The sequence below is a fragment of the Pedobacter africanus genome (assembly GCF_900176535.1).
Lineage (GTDB): Bacteria > Bacteroidota > Bacteroidia > Sphingobacteriales > Sphingobacteriaceae > Pedobacter > Pedobacter africanus.
The window spans coordinates 2,163,295-2,179,143 of record NZ_FWXT01000001.1 but is presented as its reverse complement, the minus strand read 5'-3'; the positions used below and the strand labels follow the sequence as shown (position 1 = coordinate 2,179,143).

Below are 15,849 nucleotides of genomic sequence, written 5' to 3'. Positions count from 1 at the left end.
ATACCATGGTTCCTAAATCTGAAACGAGATTTATCAGGCTAAACCTTATCACTATTGTAGTTACCCTACTGCTTATTTTAGCTGGTGGGATAGTACGTAGTACGGGTTCTGGTATGGGCTGCCCGGATTGGCCTAAGTGTTTTGATCAATATATACCCCCAACTTCAGTTACACAGCTTCCTCCAGATTATAAGGAGAAATATGTAGCCGAACGTGTGGCAAAAAATGAGCGTTTTGCAAAAACACTCGATAAAATGGGCAAGGGACATCTTGCAGACAGCATCAGACATGATGAGTCTATCCTTGTTCCGGAAACTTTTAATGCGGCAAAAACCTGGACAGAGTATATCAACAGGTTAATGGGGGCAACAACCGGCTTCCTTTTACTCGGGCTTGTCGTATTTTCATTCACCTATAAAGGCAAAGCAAAAAGAATTATTGTATTGAGCCTGTTGAACCTGGTAGTGGTAGGCTTTCAGGCCTGGCTGGGTTCCATTGTGGTTTCTACCAATCTGATGCCCTGGATAGTGACGGTACATATGTTGCTGGCCCTGGTGATATTGGGGATCCTGGTATATACCTATAACTATGCACAGCAGCTGCATAAACAGGAAACTGTGATTATGGGCAAATTGGTTTGGCTTAAGGCTTTAATCTTATTGTCTATAGTGCTGAGTATTATACAAATTGTATTGGGAACAGAAGTGCGGGAAGCCATTGATGCCATTTCCAAGCAGATGCTGTACAACGGAAGGAGTACCTGGGTTGCTAAAGTCGGCAATATATTTTCTTACCACAGGGACCTGGCGATGCTGGTACTGATCCTGAACATTGTCGTTTATAAAATTGTGAAAGACAAGTTTAGTGGCAAGGCAACTGCATTAAGGGTAGGCAGTTCAATAGGTATTGTGCTGATCATTCAGATTGTTACCGGATTATTGTTATCCAACTTAGCGCTTCCGCCTTATGCCCAGGCGATGCACATTTTATTTTCAACGCTTTTATTTAGTTTACAGTATTATTTGTATTTACTGGTTTATGGAACAAGTACATACAATCAAAGAGATTAATTATATATAAATTGAAACATTTTTTTGCTGATTTCTCTAAACTCATCAAATTCAGGCTCACCTTTCTGGTGGTGTTCTCTGCTTCAATCACTTTCCTGATCGGACAGAGGGCGCAGATTTACCGCGGCGAGCTGGAGGGGATCAACTGGATGAACTGGCTGATCCTGGTTGCCGGCGGATTTTTAGTTACAAGCGCAGCAAACTGCTTTAATGAGATTATAGAAAAAGACCTGGATAAACTGATGACCCGTACCAAGGACAGGCCAATGCCTGCCGGTAGAATGACTACAGGGCAAGGACTGGTTTTGGGTCTCATCATGGGCATGCTGGGCACCTGGTTATTGGGCAAACTCAACCTGGAAACAGGAATTTTATCAGTATTCTCTATCCTTTTATACGCCTTTGCCTATACACCTTTAAAACGGAAATCGCCAATTGCGGTTTTTGTGGGAGCAATCCCTGGGGCATTGCCGCCATTGCTAGGCTATCTGGCAGCCTTTGGCAAGGCTACTCACTTTGTCCCTATGGATTATACCATAGCGGTTATTTTATTCCTGGTCCAGTTTGTATGGCAGTTTCCGCATTTCTGGGCTATTGCCTGGGTTCTGGATGAGGACTACAGTAAGGCTGGGTTCCGGCTATTGCCTACAACAAAAAGAGATAAGATAAGTGCTTTTATGACTTTCTTAAGTACACTCGTATTGATACCCGTAAGCTTATTACCAACATTTTACGGTTTTGGCGGCTATTATGTTGGAGGGGTTTCGTTGCTGGCCAGTCTGGTTTTTGCATGGCTCGGATTTAAATTATGGGTAAAAATGGACCTGGCGAGTGCAAGGAAGGTCATGTTTTGCTCCTTCTTTTACCTGCCCCTGGTGCAGTTGGTTTTATTATTCGATTTTATAGTTAAATAAAAATGGTACACACATTAAAAGAACAGGATTTGAAGATGGATGAGGGCTTTAATGCGAAGCCAAAGAAATTCGTCATTTGGTTGTTTGTGGTTTCATCAACCATTATGTTTGGTGGCTTTACAAGTTATTATATAGTTTTTGCCGCATCAAAAGGTAAGGGGCATGGCTTGGTACTCCCTGAGGTATTTATGTACAGTACTGCTGTATTGATTTTAAGCAGCATCTGTCTTTTTATGGCTTCCAGAGCCTTGAAAGCAGGCAATTTGAGTGCCCAGAAATTATTGCTGATGGCAACATTTGTATTGGGCTGTGTTTTTGGTTACCTGCAGTTTGATGCCTGGAGCGCTTTGTTCCATACAGGTGCTGCCATGGTAAACAATAATGCCGCTATTTCAATGATTTATATTGTATCCGGCATGCACCTGCTGCACATCTTTGCGGGCTTATGTATGGTATTGAATGCCCTGTTTGGGGCTTATAAAGAAATGTCTGTAGAGAAGCGCAAATTCCGGATGGAAATCGCCTCTATATTTTGGCATTTTATAGATATATTATGGATATATCTGTATGTTTTTTTACTTTTGAACAGTTAGAATTTTTAACAAACTATTACTATTTACAAAATGAGTTCATTATCACAATTAGATCAGGTAAAAACCACTCCATGGAGCGGAGGCCGCTCGCCGTGGTCTGTAGAGTACGGCAAAATAATGATGTGGTTTTTCTTGGTTTCTGATGCATTCACATTTTCTTCATTATTGGTTTATTATGGTGCGCAGCGCTTTAGTAAATTCACCTGGCCAGATCCGGATTTGGTTTTCCAATCTGTACCAGGCTTAGCGGATGGCGGTTATCCACTGGTTTTTGTGGGTATCATGACCTTTATCCTGATCATGAGCTCTGTAACTATGGTATTGGCTGTTGAGGCTGGCCACAGAAGATCTAAAAAAGAAGTGATCTGGTGGATGATTGCAACGATTATAGGAGGTTTTATGTTCCTTGGCTGTCAGGCAGCAGAGTGGACACACCTTTTCCACGAAGGCTTTGGCTGGGGTAAAATTCCACCAATGGAAACTTTACACCATTTGTTTACCGGAGAGGTATCAACAGTATCTGCATTGCAGTTTTCTAACCTGTTCTTTACCATAACCGGTTTCCACGGCTTCCACGTATTCAGTGGTGTGATCATTAACATCATCATTTTATGCATGACCATTAATGGCACTTTTGAAAAACGCGGACACTACCTGATGATCGAAAAGGTTGGTTTATACTGGCACTTTGTAGACCTTGTTTGGGTATTCGTATTTACCTTCTTCTATTTAGTTTAATTTTTCTCAATAAGATATTATGTCAGAATTACATACAGATCACGCTCACGGAGAACATGCACATGGCGAGCATGCCGGTTTAGACAAAAAGAAAATCTGGCAGGTGTTTGGTATCCTGCTGGCCATTACGGTAATTGAGTTCATCATTGCATTGTGGGCCATTCCTGGCAAACACATGTCGCAACACGTTGGCAATTACGTATACATTGCTTTAACGTTAATGAAAGCGTTTTACATTGTTGCCTATTTTATGCACCTTAAATATGAAAAAGTTGGACTGCAACTTTGTGTATCGGTAGTTTTTATCTTTATTCTTTACTTTATAGTACTGATGCTTATTGAGGGAGGCTATTTGCATATTCATATGCCATTGGTTTAATGAAGGCAGCTTCAATAAAAAAAGTTTTAATCCTGGTCACCATTTTAGCGGTACCAGGATTTTTGTATAATTTACTGGTCGAGAAGGGGAAGAACCGCTATAAACCACTGCCAATTTTTGGTTCTAAAGTAGTAGCTTCAACTTTTCATTCTGTAAGGGGTAAGCAGGTCCCCGATACCATTTACCATAAAGTAGACAACTTTAAGCTGCTTAACCAGGAAGGGGACACCGTAACAGCCAAAACTTATAGCGGCAAGATTTTAGTCCTAAACTTGTTTTATACCACCGGAAATACCGATGCAGTTAATTTTGCTAACCGGGCAATGAAAGCTTTGGAGCATGCGTATCATAAAAATGAGGTTGTACGTTTTGCCAGTCTAAGCATCGATCCTGCAAGGGATACACAGGAGGCCCTGGCCAAATACGCGAAAGGTGTTTCTGCACAGGCAGATAAATGGAACCTGCTTACAGGAGATAGTGCTATGGTCTATAACCTGATCAATAAAGAGCTATCTGTAGATGCCCATAAAGAGATACTGAACGGGGAACCAAAATTTACATACAGCAATTTGTTTGTGCTGCTGGACTATCAGCATAGGATACGGGGCTACTATGAAGCCACCAATCAGGAGGCGCTCACTAAGCTGGACGATGAGATCAAGGTCTTGATCGCAGAAGAATTAAGAAACAACAACGACGGAAGATAAGCTGTAAGAATTATGACAACGAATAGTAGCGCAATCGAGAAAAAATACAACAAATGGATTATTCTGCTCTCTATCGTAATACCACTGGCTGTAGCGGTATTGTTTGTTGTTAAGATACCAAATGCTACACCACTGCCTTTTTTACCCCCTATTTATGCCACTATAAATGGCATCACAGCAGTTTTACTGGTAATAGCCGTAATGGCGGTTAAAAATGGGAAGCGTAAGCTGCACGAGAACTTAATGAAATGTGCCATCGGCTGCTCACTGTTGTTCCTGTTGATGTATATTGCCTATCACATGACCACACCCTCAACCAAATTCGGTGGTGAAGGGACTATTAAATACGTTTATTACTTTATACTGTTAACGCATATCCTGCTGTCTGTAGCGATAATACCCCTGGTACTGATTACCTATGTCAGAGCATTGGCCGAACGCTTTGACAGGCATAAAAAGATAGCGAAGATTACATACCCGCTTTGGCTGTATGTAGCGGTTACCGGAGTAATTGTGTACCTGATGATTTCACCTTATTACATTTACTAAAGATAATTTCTTTTGGTGCCATCCTTTTTTTAATTCAAATAATTTTTTAAAAGTCCCTGTAACGTTTCTGCTTTTTTATTCCTGAGAATTGAGTTTTTGTGCTATAAGTCGTATTTTAGGCTTTAGTATTTAACCTCTTAACTATTCTAGTATTTACCAGATATGGGGATCCCTAAAAAATCAGACTCAATAATAACCGGCCAGGATCTGTTGCTGCTGATAGAACAAAGGGATACCGAAGCATTTACAGGATTTTATATTGATAATTTTAAGAAACTGATCCTGGTCTCTGATAAATACGTGCGCGAAATTCCCGTTGCAGAAGAGATCGTACAGAATATCTTTTTAAGAATATGGGAGGATAAACAGTTGCTCACAGATATATCCTCAATTAAATCTTACCTGTACAGAAGTGTGATCAATGCTTCCATAAACCATGTCAACAGGGAGCGGAGTCTTGAAAAACACCATCTGAAAATTGCAGAAAGCCTGAGCGAGGAAGATTTAGATAGGATGGATGAGCAGAATGAACTGATTGTTTTGTTGTATCGGGAAATCGAACTGCTGCCCGAAAAATGCCGGGAAGTCTTTAAGCTCAGCAGGCTGGAGGGCATAAAGTATAAAGCTATTGCTTTGCAGCTGGGCATCTCAGAAAAGACGGTAGAGAACCATATGGGGCATGCACTTAAGGTTTTGAGAGATCGTATTCTACACCAGGCTAAAGGCGCCACGCCGATGACCAAAGTAAAGTATTTGTCTATTCTGGGCACCTTTCTGTGCTAACGCTTAAGCCAGCGATAATTTAATATTAAATAATTGTGTTTTTTTTTGAAAATGACTAGGGGTTTTTTGTCTGCTATTTGTCATCAGAAAAAAGAAAGCATACATTGGAAGGAAGTTCAACATTTCAGGAAACTATTTTAACGCATTTAAATGATCCGGAAAATCCTCTTTTGTTGGCGGAAGTAACCCGGATAAGACAGTTGTCGGCAGCCAACGAACAGGAGTTTCAGGATGTAAAGAAGATATGGGATCTTGCAGCCAGTACAGGTCGTTTGGAGGATATTGATGAAGCGGAGTCTATCTCAAAATTAAAAGCAAAACTGGTACCGGATGTTCAGACAAAAAGGAGAAGTATTTATACCTGGCTGGGTGCTGCTGCCGCGATATTGGCAGTGCTAACTTTGGGCATCTTATTATGGCCCGGTACACAAAGCAAAAAGACAGGCTTACCCACGGCCAGCGTAAAAAAGGATATCGCCCCGGGTGGCAACAGGGCTGTGCTAAAGCTGGCAAACGGTACTGAAATTGTACTGGACGGGCATGCTACAGGCTTGCTGGCAAGCGAAGGCAATACAAAGATCAGTAAAACCAAAGACGGGATGTTAATTTATGATGCAAGCGAACAATCCACGGCAACTGCCGGAGTTGCAGATGAGCCGCGCATCAACACCCTGATTACCCCAAGCGGGGGGCAATATATGCTGGTTTTACCAGACCGGAGTAAAGTCTGGTTAAATGCAGAGTCTTCTATTTCTTATCCCTCTGTTTTTACCGGAGCAGAAAGAAATGTTACTGTTGTAGGTGAAGCTTATTTTGAGGTTGCCAAAGATAAACAGCATCCTTTTACAGTTAAAGCGGGAGCTGCCGAGGTGAGGGTATTGGGCACACATTTCAATATCATGTCGTACGCCAGCGAGGGGCAAACGCAGATCTCCCTGGCCGAAGGCTCTGTGCGTGTTGACCTGGGTAACGATTCCCGGGTTTTATCTCCGGGGCAGCAGGCATTGATAAAAACAGGCACCAACCGGATCATTCTAAGGGATATCGATATTGACGAAGCCATAGACTGGAAGAACGGGTTGTTCCAGTTCGACAATACACCTATAGACCAGGTAATGAGACAGATCAGAAGGTGGTACAATGTAGATGTAGTATATCAGGGCGTTAAACCTGATATCTATTTCACCGGAATGGTGTCAAGAAGTAATAATGTCTCGAAAATACTGGAACTGATAGAAGAAGCCGGAGGGGTGAATTTCGAGATTGGCGATAAACAAATTATTGTGAAAACTAGCAAAAGGAGGTAACCATGACCAGATAAATACTTAAGCCCATCCTAAAGGTTAGCCTAAAATAACCTTCCCGGATTGCAGTCCGGAAAGGCTAAAAATCCTGCTTACAACAGGCCCATAGGGTTACCCTTTATTTAATCGTGAAATCAACTAAGACCTAAACCCTACATTTCAAATATATGAATGATTATCCACATTCAATAACGCGCGCTATTGTGCGCTTCTTTTCCGGTACATGCCGGGAAAGCACAGCCATTGCTATAAAAAAGCTCTTTCTGACGATGAAATTAACCGCTATTATTATCCTGGCGTTGACCTTCCAGGCAGCTGCATCCGGTTTTGCCCAGAAAGTCAGTATCTCCAAGCGGGATGCCAGTTTAAAAGAACTATTTAAAGAAATACGCCGGCAAACCGGTTATGACTTCATTTACAATAATGAGGTTATTGAACGTGCAGGAACCGTGAACGTTCAGGTAAAAAGCAAGGACCTATCTGAGGTGCTTAAAAACGTATTCAGCTTAAAACGTCTTACTTTCTCTATTGAAGATAAAAACATCATCGTTAAAGTAAAGGATGCTGTTGCCGAAAGAACAATTAATGGTAAAATTGTAGCCGATGAAGACGGACAGCCCTTACCAGGGGTATCAATTAAAGTTAAAGGCTCAGTAAAATCTACCTCTACCAATGGCAATGGAGAGTTTTCCATTTCAGTTAATGATGGGGATATCCTGGTCATAACCATGATCGGATATACCACCCAGGAGGTTTCTACCAACGGCAAGAATACCGTAAATGTTCGTTTGCGCCAGGACACCAAAGCGCTGTCTGAAGTGGTGGTTACAGGTTATCAGGAACTGAACAGAAAGCTCTTTACCGGATCAGCAACCAAGCTTAAAGCGGTAGATGCCCAAAGAAGCGGTATTCAGGATGTCAGCAGGATGCTGGAGGGCCAGGTAGCAGGAGTTTCTGTACAGAACGTTTCCGGTACTTTTGGTGCCGCACCTAAAATCCGTATACGTGGTGCCTCTTCGTTAAATGGCGACAATAAGCCCCTGTGGGTAATAGACGGTATCATGCTCGAAGATCTGGTTAACATCTCTAACGAGCAGCTGTCCAGCGGTGATGCTGCCACATTGATCGGCTCATCAGTTGCAGGATTAAACCCCGATGATATTGAGAGTTTTGAGATCCTGCGTGATGCTGCTGCTACTGCGATGTATGGTGCAAGGGCGATGAACGGGGTAGTGGTAGTAACCACAAAAAAAGGTAGAAATACAGAAGGCAAGCCTGCCATATCTTATTCAGGAAACTTTACCACGTATCTGAAACCAAATTACAACCAGTTCGATATCATGAACTCTGCCGATCAGATGCAGGTTTATTTAGATATGGAAAACAAAGGTTGGCTAAGACATTCGGATGTATCCAAAGCAGCAAATGGTGGCGTATATCGTAAAATGTACGATCTGATGTATGATTACAATCCGGCTACAGACCAGTTTGCTTTAAGAAATGATGCGCCAAGCAGGTTGCAGTTCCTGAACCGTTATGCCAATGCCAATACCGATTGGTTTGATCAGCTTTTTCGCAATTCTTTGATGCAGGATCACTCTTTAAGCATCACAGCAGGAACAGCAAAATCCAAGTTTTATGCATCAACCAGCTTTTTGCATGACAATGGCTGGACGGTAGGCGACGGCGTAAAGCGTTTTACAGGGAACATGCGTGGAAATTTCGACATCACCGATCGTTTGCAGATCGAAATTTTAACCCAGGGATCAATTCGTGACCAACGTAGCCCCGGAACTGTGAACAAGGAAGATAATGAGGTTTTAGGGCAGGTTGACAGGGACTTTGACATCAACCCTTTCAACTATGCATTAAGGGCCAGCAGAACCCTTACCCCTTACGACCAAAATGGCAACCGCGAGTTTTTTACCCAGAACTATGCGCCTTTTAACATCCTGCAGGAGTTAGAGAACAACAGCATACAAACTACATTGATAGACCTGAAAATTCAGGGGGGCTTAAAATATAAAATCCTTGACGGGCTTAAATATTCATTTACCGGAGCCTACAGGTATGTAAAGTCAGACAGGGAGCATAGCATTACCGAATATTCCAATGCAGCAAATGCATACCGTGCCTATGGCAACAGTAACGTAATTGAAAACAACAAATTCTTATACAGGGATCCATCCAAACCAGGCTCATTGCCAAGCATTGTACTGCCCGAAGGTGGTTTCTATAATGTAACCTCAAATGGTCTTGTAAATTACTTCATGCGTCATGACATAGAGTACGACAAGATATTCAATAAAGACCACCTCTTCAACGTTCTGGGTGTGGTAGAGATGCGGGCTAATGACAGGCAAGACCGTTTCAGCAACGGAATTGGTTATCAGTTTGATAACGGAGGAATACCATTTATCAATTCCGACTACTATAAGCAAGCCATTGAGGCCAACTCTTATCCTTACGGAATGGGCAGGGGCTACGAGCGTTTCCTTTCATATGCGGTTAAAGCAGCCTATTCCTACAAAGGAAAATACAGTTTCAATGCAACCGGACGTTACGATGGCTCTAACCTGTTGGGTGAATCGCCAACTGCAAGATGGCTGCCAACCTGGAACGTATCAGGAGCCTGGAATATGCATGAAGAAGATTTCTTCAAGAAACAGAATATCCTGAGCAGGGCTACAATAAGGGCAACTTATGGTTTAACTGCCAGTACCGCCAATGCAAAGAACTCAAGCATGATCCTGAGGAACCAGACGGCCAGAAGAAAGGATGATGTAGATAAGGAGACTTCCATCTACATTGATGGTCTGGAAAATTCAGAGCTTACCTGGGAGAAGACCTATGATACCAACCTTGGTTTCGACCTTGGGTTTTTAAAGGATAGGTTTTCACTTTCTATTGATCTTTACAGACGAAATGGATTTGACCTGATCGGCTTGTTCCCAACTGCAGGTATTGGTGGCGAAGGCCTGAAAAATGCCAACTATGCAGATATGAAATCCAAGGGTATTGAGCTTACCTTGAATGCCAAGGTGATCAACAATACCCAGTTCAAATGGAACACCAATTTAAATTTTGGTTACCACAAAGGAGAAATCACCAGGCTAGACTATGATCCGGATATTTTTAAACTGGTTACCCCAACAGGTGGCGCCAGACTGGGCTATCCGCAAAGCGCCTTGTTTTCTATCGTATTTGACGGGCTTGACCACAATACCGGTGTACCAACCTTTATTGATGAAAACGGCAATAGGAATTCCAAAGAGGTTTATTTCCAGAGCAATAATTTGCAGTACCTGAAATATGAAGGACAGGTGGATCCTAAATTTACAGGCGGTTTTTCCAATAAATTCATTTACAAAGACTTTACCTTGTCTGCCCTGGTAACTTTTAGTGCAGGGAACAAAGTCAGGTTAAACCCGAATTTCAGCGATACCTATTCTGACCTTACTGCAACATCGAAAGATTTTCTAAACCGATGGACCAAACCTGGTGATGAGCTGTTTACCAATGTGCCTTCAATTGCAGATAAATTTGTTGTGGGTAATTTTGGAAGTACCGAGAAACCTTATAATGCCTACAACTATTCCACTGTTCGTGTAGCCGATGGAGGTTTTGCCAGGTTAAAACAGGTGATGCTTTTTTATCAGTTGCCTAAGGTATGGGCTTCAGCCATAGGGGCTACCAATGCTTCTGTGGGGCTGGTAGGAAACAACGTTTGGTTAATTTATTCCGATAAGCGCTTAAACGGCCAGGACCCTGAATTTTTTGGCACTGGTGGTGTGGCGATGCCAATTCCACGTCAGTACACTTTGTCGTTGAAGGTTGGATTTTAATAATATAGAAGATGAAAGCAAAAAGATATATTTATTTACTGGCTGTCCTGATGGTCTTTTCGGCCTCCGGATGTAAAAAGTTTCTGGAAAAAAGTCCGGATCTAAGAACCCAGTTAAATTCAAAAGAAAAAGTTGCACAACTATTGGTATCGGCCTATCCTAAAGCAGAATACCTGTCGTTCACAGAGAACGCATCAGACAATGCTGAGGATAAAGGCCCTCGCGTAGATTACCTTAGTGTATCGTCCGAACAAGCTTGGACCAAAGCCTACCTGTGGGAAGACTTTGAGAACGGAGGTGAGGTAGCCGGTTCAACAGATACTTACTGGAATGAAACCTATTTAGCCATTGCTTCTGCAAATACAGCTTTACAATATATTAATGCCCATCCTGAGCAGACAGATCTGCTCCCGTATAAAGGAGAGGCGCTGTTGGCCAGGGCATACGCTCATTTCATGCTGGTAAGTTTATATGCCAATATTTACAAACCAGGTCAGGCCAATAGTGATCCTGGAGTGCCTTTTGTAACAGATCCTGAGGTTACTGTTTCCCCTCAATACAAAAGAGGTACAGTTGCCGAAGTTTATACAAAAATTGAAAAGGACCTGACCGAAGGCCTGCCATTGATCAATAATTCGGTTTACAAAACGGCACCAAAGTATCATTTCAGCCAGAATTCAGCCAATGCTTTTGCAGCACGGTTCTATTTGTTTAAAGGCGACCTTCCCAAGGTAATTGAGTACACTAACAAAGTATTACTTACACCCGATCAGGCAAAAACCATGCTAAGGCCTTGGAACAGCACTTATGCCGCTATGATAGCAAGTGCATTGGAAACGCAATTTACCAAGTCATCAGAAAATTCAAATCTACTCCTTGGTGAAGCAAATTCCGGTTGGGGCAGGCATTTCTATATCCGTTATGGTCTAGGTAGGATTATTACAAATACGGTTTTATTTGGCCCTAATGTTTCTGGGGGTAACTATGCTTACAAGGCTACCCCTTATGTAGAACCATATTGGTCAAGCAACAAATTTGATGAGCTTTTCTTCGAGAGCAAAATTGGATCAGGATTTGGGCAACCCTATGTTATGGTACCTCTGCTTACTGCTGATGAATTAATCATGAACAGGGCCGAAGCTTATGCTTCATCTGGTCAGTCTGACTTGGCTTTACAGGACATCAATACTTTCTTAAGCACAAGGATCAGCAATTATAGTGCATCTGCTCATGGGGTTACACTGGCAAAAATTGCCGCTTATTATGGTATTACAGATCCTAAAGCAGGTCTTATTAAAACCATTCTAGATCTCAAAAGAGCTGAATTTATAACAGAAGGTTTGCGCTGGTTTGATATCCTGAGGCATGATCTGACTGTAAAGCACAACAAGCTGGATGCCAACGGTGCAAGTACAACTGTCGAACTGAAGCCAGGCGATCCACGCCGTGTTTTCCAATTACCGATACCTGCACAAAAAGCAGGATTGGCACTTAATCCTAGATAAACATAAAGATTATGAAAAAGATTTTTTTATACCTGATGTTGTTGTTAACGGTCGCTGTATCCTGCAAAAAGGAAGGTGCACTGAATGTTGACATCACCAAGTCAAACCTGGATACCTATGCAAAAGGTACATTGGACAAATGGCTGGAAGATAATTTTTTAAATCCATATAACATGGAAATCCTGTACCGGTTTGACCGCTTTCAAGCCAGTATAGACAAGGAAATCGCTCCTGTAAAGGAAGAGAAAGTTCAACCGATTATGGAGGGGGTGCAGCAGATCTTTATCCAGCCTTATCTGGATGTTTCCAGTAAAGCATTTCTTTTGCCAATTCTCCCTAAAGAGATAGCACTTTTTGGTACCGGAGAGTATTCTGACAATCAAATTACGCTAGGTACAGCTGATGCGGGAAGGCAGATTAATCTGTACGAGGTAAATGATTACGATAGAAATAATGTAATAAGTGTAATGGGCACCCCAGAAAGGCCTGCCGCCTTTCATACCATGCACCATGAGTTTGCACATATCCTTCACCAGAATGTTCCGGTTCCTCCGGGCTATGAAGAGATATCTTCAAACTACGTGGGCTCATCTTGGGTAGGCTCTGGTAATTCGGCGGCAACTGCAAAGAGCTTAGGTTTTGTTACCCGTTATGCCCGCAATAATAAAGATGAAGACTTTGCAGAGATGATTGCTACTTTGCTGGTAGCCGGGCAGGATCAGTTTGATGCTTATGTAAATACAGCAACAGATCCTACGGCCATTACAAAACTGAGAAAAAAAGAACAGGTAGTGGTAGACTATTTTAAGGCTGCGCATGGACTTGATTTCAGGAAATTACAGGCAAAAGTAAGGACTGCAATCGAAACGTATGCCCCAGCTACAATCGTTCCTGTTCCTACCCGTTTATCGCAAGGCTCTTTCAAAGGTTTTACTGTTGATAAAAATGCAGCGAGCCAGGGTTCGGAGTTTGTTACAGCATATAATGCATCTATTGCAGCAGCAAGTGCTCCTGCATATGCCTCGCCGGTATTCCCAACATTTGAACTGGTATTTACGAATCCAGCAGTGAACAGGACAGACATGATCCTTAAATTTTCAGATGGCGCTTATGCTTATTGGTATAATATGACAGCTACAATTACTACAGGAGCGTCAGGGACCATTAAATTAGCAAGGGCAGCACAAGGCACAACAGCTCAGTATTCAAATGGGACATTTCTTCAAGTACCAATGAAGCCTTTGTTGGATTATCTTACCACAAAGACTTTCAGGGTAAACTGGATAGAAAGTTTAGTGCCAGGTTCCAGAAGTTCCCTGCTAGGATTTTTTGACACTTCAAATAGCCAATTGGGTTTTTATGGTAATATACAAAGATAGACTTGTCGTAAACTGTAAATGAAATTACACATGAAAAAAATATTTATACTAGGCCTTTTTGCATTATTAATAATGCAGGCCTGTAAAAAGGATCAGCAAGAGCTGATCGATGGCAAAAGGCCCGAAGAACGGGTAGCCGAAACAATGGAGAAGTACAGTAAGGAACTGGTTGGTAGCCCACAGGGTTGGGTTGCCCGTATCAAGACTAACCTTATTGAGGGTGATTATAGCTTTTATATGGAATTTGGTGAATCCAGCAGGGTAAAGATGTGGGCAGATTACGCTCCTGACGCCGCAGAGAGCACCTATAGACTTAAATACGTAATGGCTCCCTCTCTTATTTTTGATACTTATAGCACCTTACATTTATTACAGGATCCAAATCCTGACTCATTTGACGGGGTATATGCGGAAGGCTATGGTTCTGATTTTGAATTTGAAATCAGGGAACAGGTTGGAGATACGATAAAACTCATTGGTAAGAAGAGACTGGCGGAGCTTGTATTGGTTAAAGCAACTGCAGCTGACAAAGCTTTTTATACCAGTGTGGTTACTAACCTGAATACCTACACGGATGAACATCCTTACTTATATATTCCTGATCCAAACGACAATACCAATCGTATTCAGGTCTCTGTTAACGCAGATGTTCAAACCAGAACAATTTCTTTGACCTCCTTACAGAGTGGCGTAGTTAAAAGTGAAAGCGCGAAATTTATTTATGATACCAAAACCGGTTTAAAGCTCACTTCGCCTCTAGCATACAACGGACTTACTATTGTTGCGGTAAATTGGGACAATGCAAATAGTAAGTTGTACCTGGTTACCTCCACAGGGACCAAGATAGAAGTTCTGGTTTCTGGTGTGCCTATTATGCCTTTACATCTGGTTCTGGGTACTAATTATGTCAATGTGATTGTACCTAAAGCAACAACTTATGGTGGATGGAGTGCTAATTTCGTCACCAGAAGGGCTACAGCAGCAACTGAAGTAGGCAGGTTTTCACTTGGAGGAGTACCTTTGGTTCTTGATCGGATAGTTTTTGTATTTAACGGGGCAGCCAAAACCATTAACCTGGTAGTACTTACTACTTACGGCGCTAATACGCTTCAGTTGCCTTATCCTTACACTTACACTAAAACCGCAAATGGTATATATAAATTTACTGCACTTCCGGCCAGTGGAAATTCAGCAGCACTTCAAGCGGCTTTAAATACATTGCTTAGAGACCGCATTAATGTAGATACGTTTACTATCGATTATTTTGCAGATCCGGCAACAGGACAGGTATTAGGACAATTTAAGAGCATAGAACATCCCGATTTCACCTTTACAGGATCGTTGCAATAATTAACTTAAAACTTAAATCATGAAACTAATAGTGATGTACTTTATAATATTCAGCATAATTTCTTCGCTGGTCCTTTATCTCCTCGAAGGTGAATTTGACCCGAGGATGCTGTTAGCAGGTATACCTGCAACATTTCTTTTCTTTTACGGAATAAAAAAAATTAAAAAGAAAGAGAGTACATTACCATAAACAAAGAACCCTGCGGTATAAGCCGCAGGGTTCTTTGTTTATTTTAAATACTATATTTATATATTATTTAACTAAAACATAAAATATGAAAAAGCTCTTGTTATTTGCGCTGCTGGCATTTGGATTAACTGCCTTTTTTAGTTCATCCGCATTCTCACAAACATTTCCACCACCAGAGCCACCCCCACCAAGTACGGGACCCGTTGTGTCAGTCAGTGTTTATAGTGCTGATTATTGGGGTGAACTATCTTTTAATACGTTTACACGTGAGTTTAGACAGGGTACGATTTATCTTTCTTCAGGTGATAGGGTTATTATTAAATCACTCACTGGTACTTTAGTTGAAGAGTATCGGGGTATTGTTGGACCAGATGGCGGTTATCCGTACGGACAAGACTGGTATTATCATTTTGAAGGTGTTCTTGCTTATAGATTTAGTCCGTTTGGACCAACTTATACGTTAGATTTAGATCGTCTTAATAATATATCGATACCGTATTAACTAACTTAGCCAGAATAAGCAAAAACTATTTTAGTGAGGTA

General features: G+C 41.8%; 14 protein-coding genes. All 14 read left to right on the top strand.

All coding sequences use genetic code 11. The features are described from left to right. The first annotated feature begins 5 nt into the window (after nt 1–5). The 14 genes from B9A91_RS09065 (at nt 6) to B9A91_RS09000 (ending at nt 15,808) form a co-directional block, all read left to right on the top strand. Nucleotides 6–1,070, top strand: a complete 1,065-nt coding sequence (locus tag B9A91_RS09065) for a COX15/CtaA family protein (RefSeq protein ID WP_084238027.1) — start codon at nt 6–8, stop codon at nt 1,068–1,070. A gap of 11 nt (nt 1,071–1,081) precedes the next feature. After that, on the top strand, nt 1,082–1,984 hold the full coding sequence (gene cyoE, locus B9A91_RS09060) for a heme o synthase (protein WP_084238026.1): 903 nt from the start codon (nt 1,082–1,084) through the stop codon (nt 1,982–1,984). 2 nt (nt 1,985–1,986) lie between these two features. Then, the gene (locus B9A91_RS09055; protein ID WP_084238025.1) at nt 1,987–2,577 is read left to right on the top strand and encodes a cytochrome c oxidase subunit 3; all 591 of its coding nucleotides are present in this window, start codon (nt 1,987–1,989) and stop codon (nt 2,575–2,577) included. Between the two features lie 30 nt (nt 2,578–2,607). After that, on the top strand, nt 2,608–3,315 hold the full coding sequence (locus B9A91_RS09050; RefSeq protein ID WP_084238024.1) for a cytochrome c oxidase subunit 3: 708 nt from the start codon (nt 2,608–2,610) through the stop codon (nt 3,313–3,315). Nucleotides 3,316–3,334: 19 nt separating this feature from the next. Beyond that, entirely contained in the window at nt 3,335–3,694 is a 360-nt protein-coding gene (locus B9A91_RS09045) for a cytochrome C oxidase subunit IV family protein (protein ID WP_084238023.1), read from the top strand. Beyond that, nucleotides 3,694–4,401, top strand: a complete 708-nt coding sequence (locus B9A91_RS09040) for an SCO family protein (protein WP_084238022.1) — start codon at nt 3,694–3,696, stop codon at nt 4,399–4,401. Before B9A91_RS09045 ends, B9A91_RS09040 begins: the two co-directional genes overlap by 1 nt. Before the next feature lie 12 nt (nt 4,402–4,413). Further along, a complete protein-coding gene (locus B9A91_RS09035; RefSeq protein WP_084238021.1) occupies nt 4,414–4,950 on the top strand; it encodes a DUF420 domain-containing protein in 537 nt (178 codons plus the stop codon). Nucleotides 4,951–5,112: 162 nt separating this feature from the next. Next, nucleotides 5,113–5,733, top strand: coding sequence for an RNA polymerase sigma-70 factor (locus tag B9A91_RS09030; protein ID WP_084238020.1), 621 nt, complete (start codon nt 5,113–5,115; stop codon nt 5,731–5,733). 77 nt (nt 5,734–5,810) lie between these two features. Next, nucleotides 5,811–7,040, top strand: a complete 1,230-nt coding sequence (locus B9A91_RS09025; RefSeq protein WP_084238019.1) for a FecR family protein — start codon at nt 5,811–5,813, stop codon at nt 7,038–7,040. Nucleotides 7,041–7,306: 266 nt separating this feature from the next. Continuing rightward, nucleotides 7,307–10,882: a SusC/RagA family TonB-linked outer membrane protein gene (locus B9A91_RS09020; protein WP_235012505.1), complete on the top strand. Its 3,576-nt coding sequence runs from the start codon at nt 7,307–7,309 to the stop codon at nt 10,880–10,882. Nucleotides 10,883–10,893: 11 nt separating this feature from the next. After that, nucleotides 10,894–12,387 (top strand): RagB/SusD family nutrient uptake outer membrane protein, encoded by a 1,494-nt coding sequence (locus B9A91_RS09015; RefSeq protein WP_084238017.1) that lies wholly within the window; start codon nt 10,894–10,896, stop codon nt 12,385–12,387. An 11-nt stretch (nt 12,388–12,398) separates the two neighbouring features. Then, a complete protein-coding gene (locus B9A91_RS09010) occupies nt 12,399–13,766 on the top strand; it encodes a substrate import-associated zinc metallohydrolase lipoprotein (protein WP_084238016.1) in 1,368 nt (455 codons plus the stop codon). A gap of 30 nt (nt 13,767–13,796) precedes the next feature. Next, nucleotides 13,797–15,116, top strand: a complete 1,320-nt coding sequence (locus B9A91_RS09005) for a DUF4302 domain-containing protein (RefSeq protein WP_159451680.1) — start codon at nt 13,797–13,799, stop codon at nt 15,114–15,116. A 275-nt stretch (nt 15,117–15,391) separates the two neighbouring features. After that, nucleotides 15,392–15,808: a hypothetical protein gene (locus tag B9A91_RS09000; protein WP_084238014.1), complete on the top strand. Its 417-nt coding sequence runs from the start codon at nt 15,392–15,394 to the stop codon at nt 15,806–15,808. The last annotated feature ends 41 nt before the right edge of the window (nt 15,809–15,849 follow it).

Bases quoted from the DNA above. Each gene is read 5' to 3' on its own strand.
- B9A91_RS09045 (WP_084238023.1), top strand. From the start codon at position 3,335: ATGTCAGAATTACATACAGATCACGCTCACGGAGAACATGCACATGGC.
- B9A91_RS09065 (WP_084238027.1), top strand. From the start codon at position 6: ATGGTTCCTAAATCTGAAACGAGATTTATCAGGCTAAACCTTATCACT.
- B9A91_RS09000 (WP_084238014.1), top strand. From the start codon at position 15,392: ATGAAAAAGCTCTTGTTATTTGCGCTGCTGGCATTTGGATTAACTGCC.
- B9A91_RS09010 (WP_084238016.1), top strand. From the start codon at position 12,399: ATGAAAAAGATTTTTTTATACCTGATGTTGTTGTTAACGGTCGCTGTA.
- B9A91_RS09020 (WP_235012505.1), top strand. From the start codon at position 7,307: ATGAAATTAACCGCTATTATTATCCTGGCGTTGACCTTCCAGGCAGCT.
- B9A91_RS09015 (WP_084238017.1), top strand. From the start codon at position 10,894: ATGAAAGCAAAAAGATATATTTATTTACTGGCTGTCCTGATGGTCTTT.
- B9A91_RS09050 (WP_084238024.1), top strand. From the start codon at position 2,608: ATGAGTTCATTATCACAATTAGATCAGGTAAAAACCACTCCATGGAGC.
- B9A91_RS09005 (WP_159451680.1), top strand. From the start codon at position 13,797: ATGAAAAAAATATTTATACTAGGCCTTTTTGCATTATTAATAATGCAG.
- B9A91_RS09030 (WP_084238020.1), top strand. From the start codon at position 5,113: ATGGGGATCCCTAAAAAATCAGACTCAATAATAACCGGCCAGGATCTG.
- B9A91_RS09040 (WP_084238022.1), top strand. From the start codon at position 3,694: ATGAAGGCAGCTTCAATAAAAAAAGTTTTAATCCTGGTCACCATTTTA.
- B9A91_RS09055 (WP_084238025.1), top strand. From the start codon at position 1,987: ATGGTACACACATTAAAAGAACAGGATTTGAAGATGGATGAGGGCTTT.
- B9A91_RS09035 (WP_084238021.1), top strand. From the start codon at position 4,414: ATGACAACGAATAGTAGCGCAATCGAGAAAAAATACAACAAATGGATT.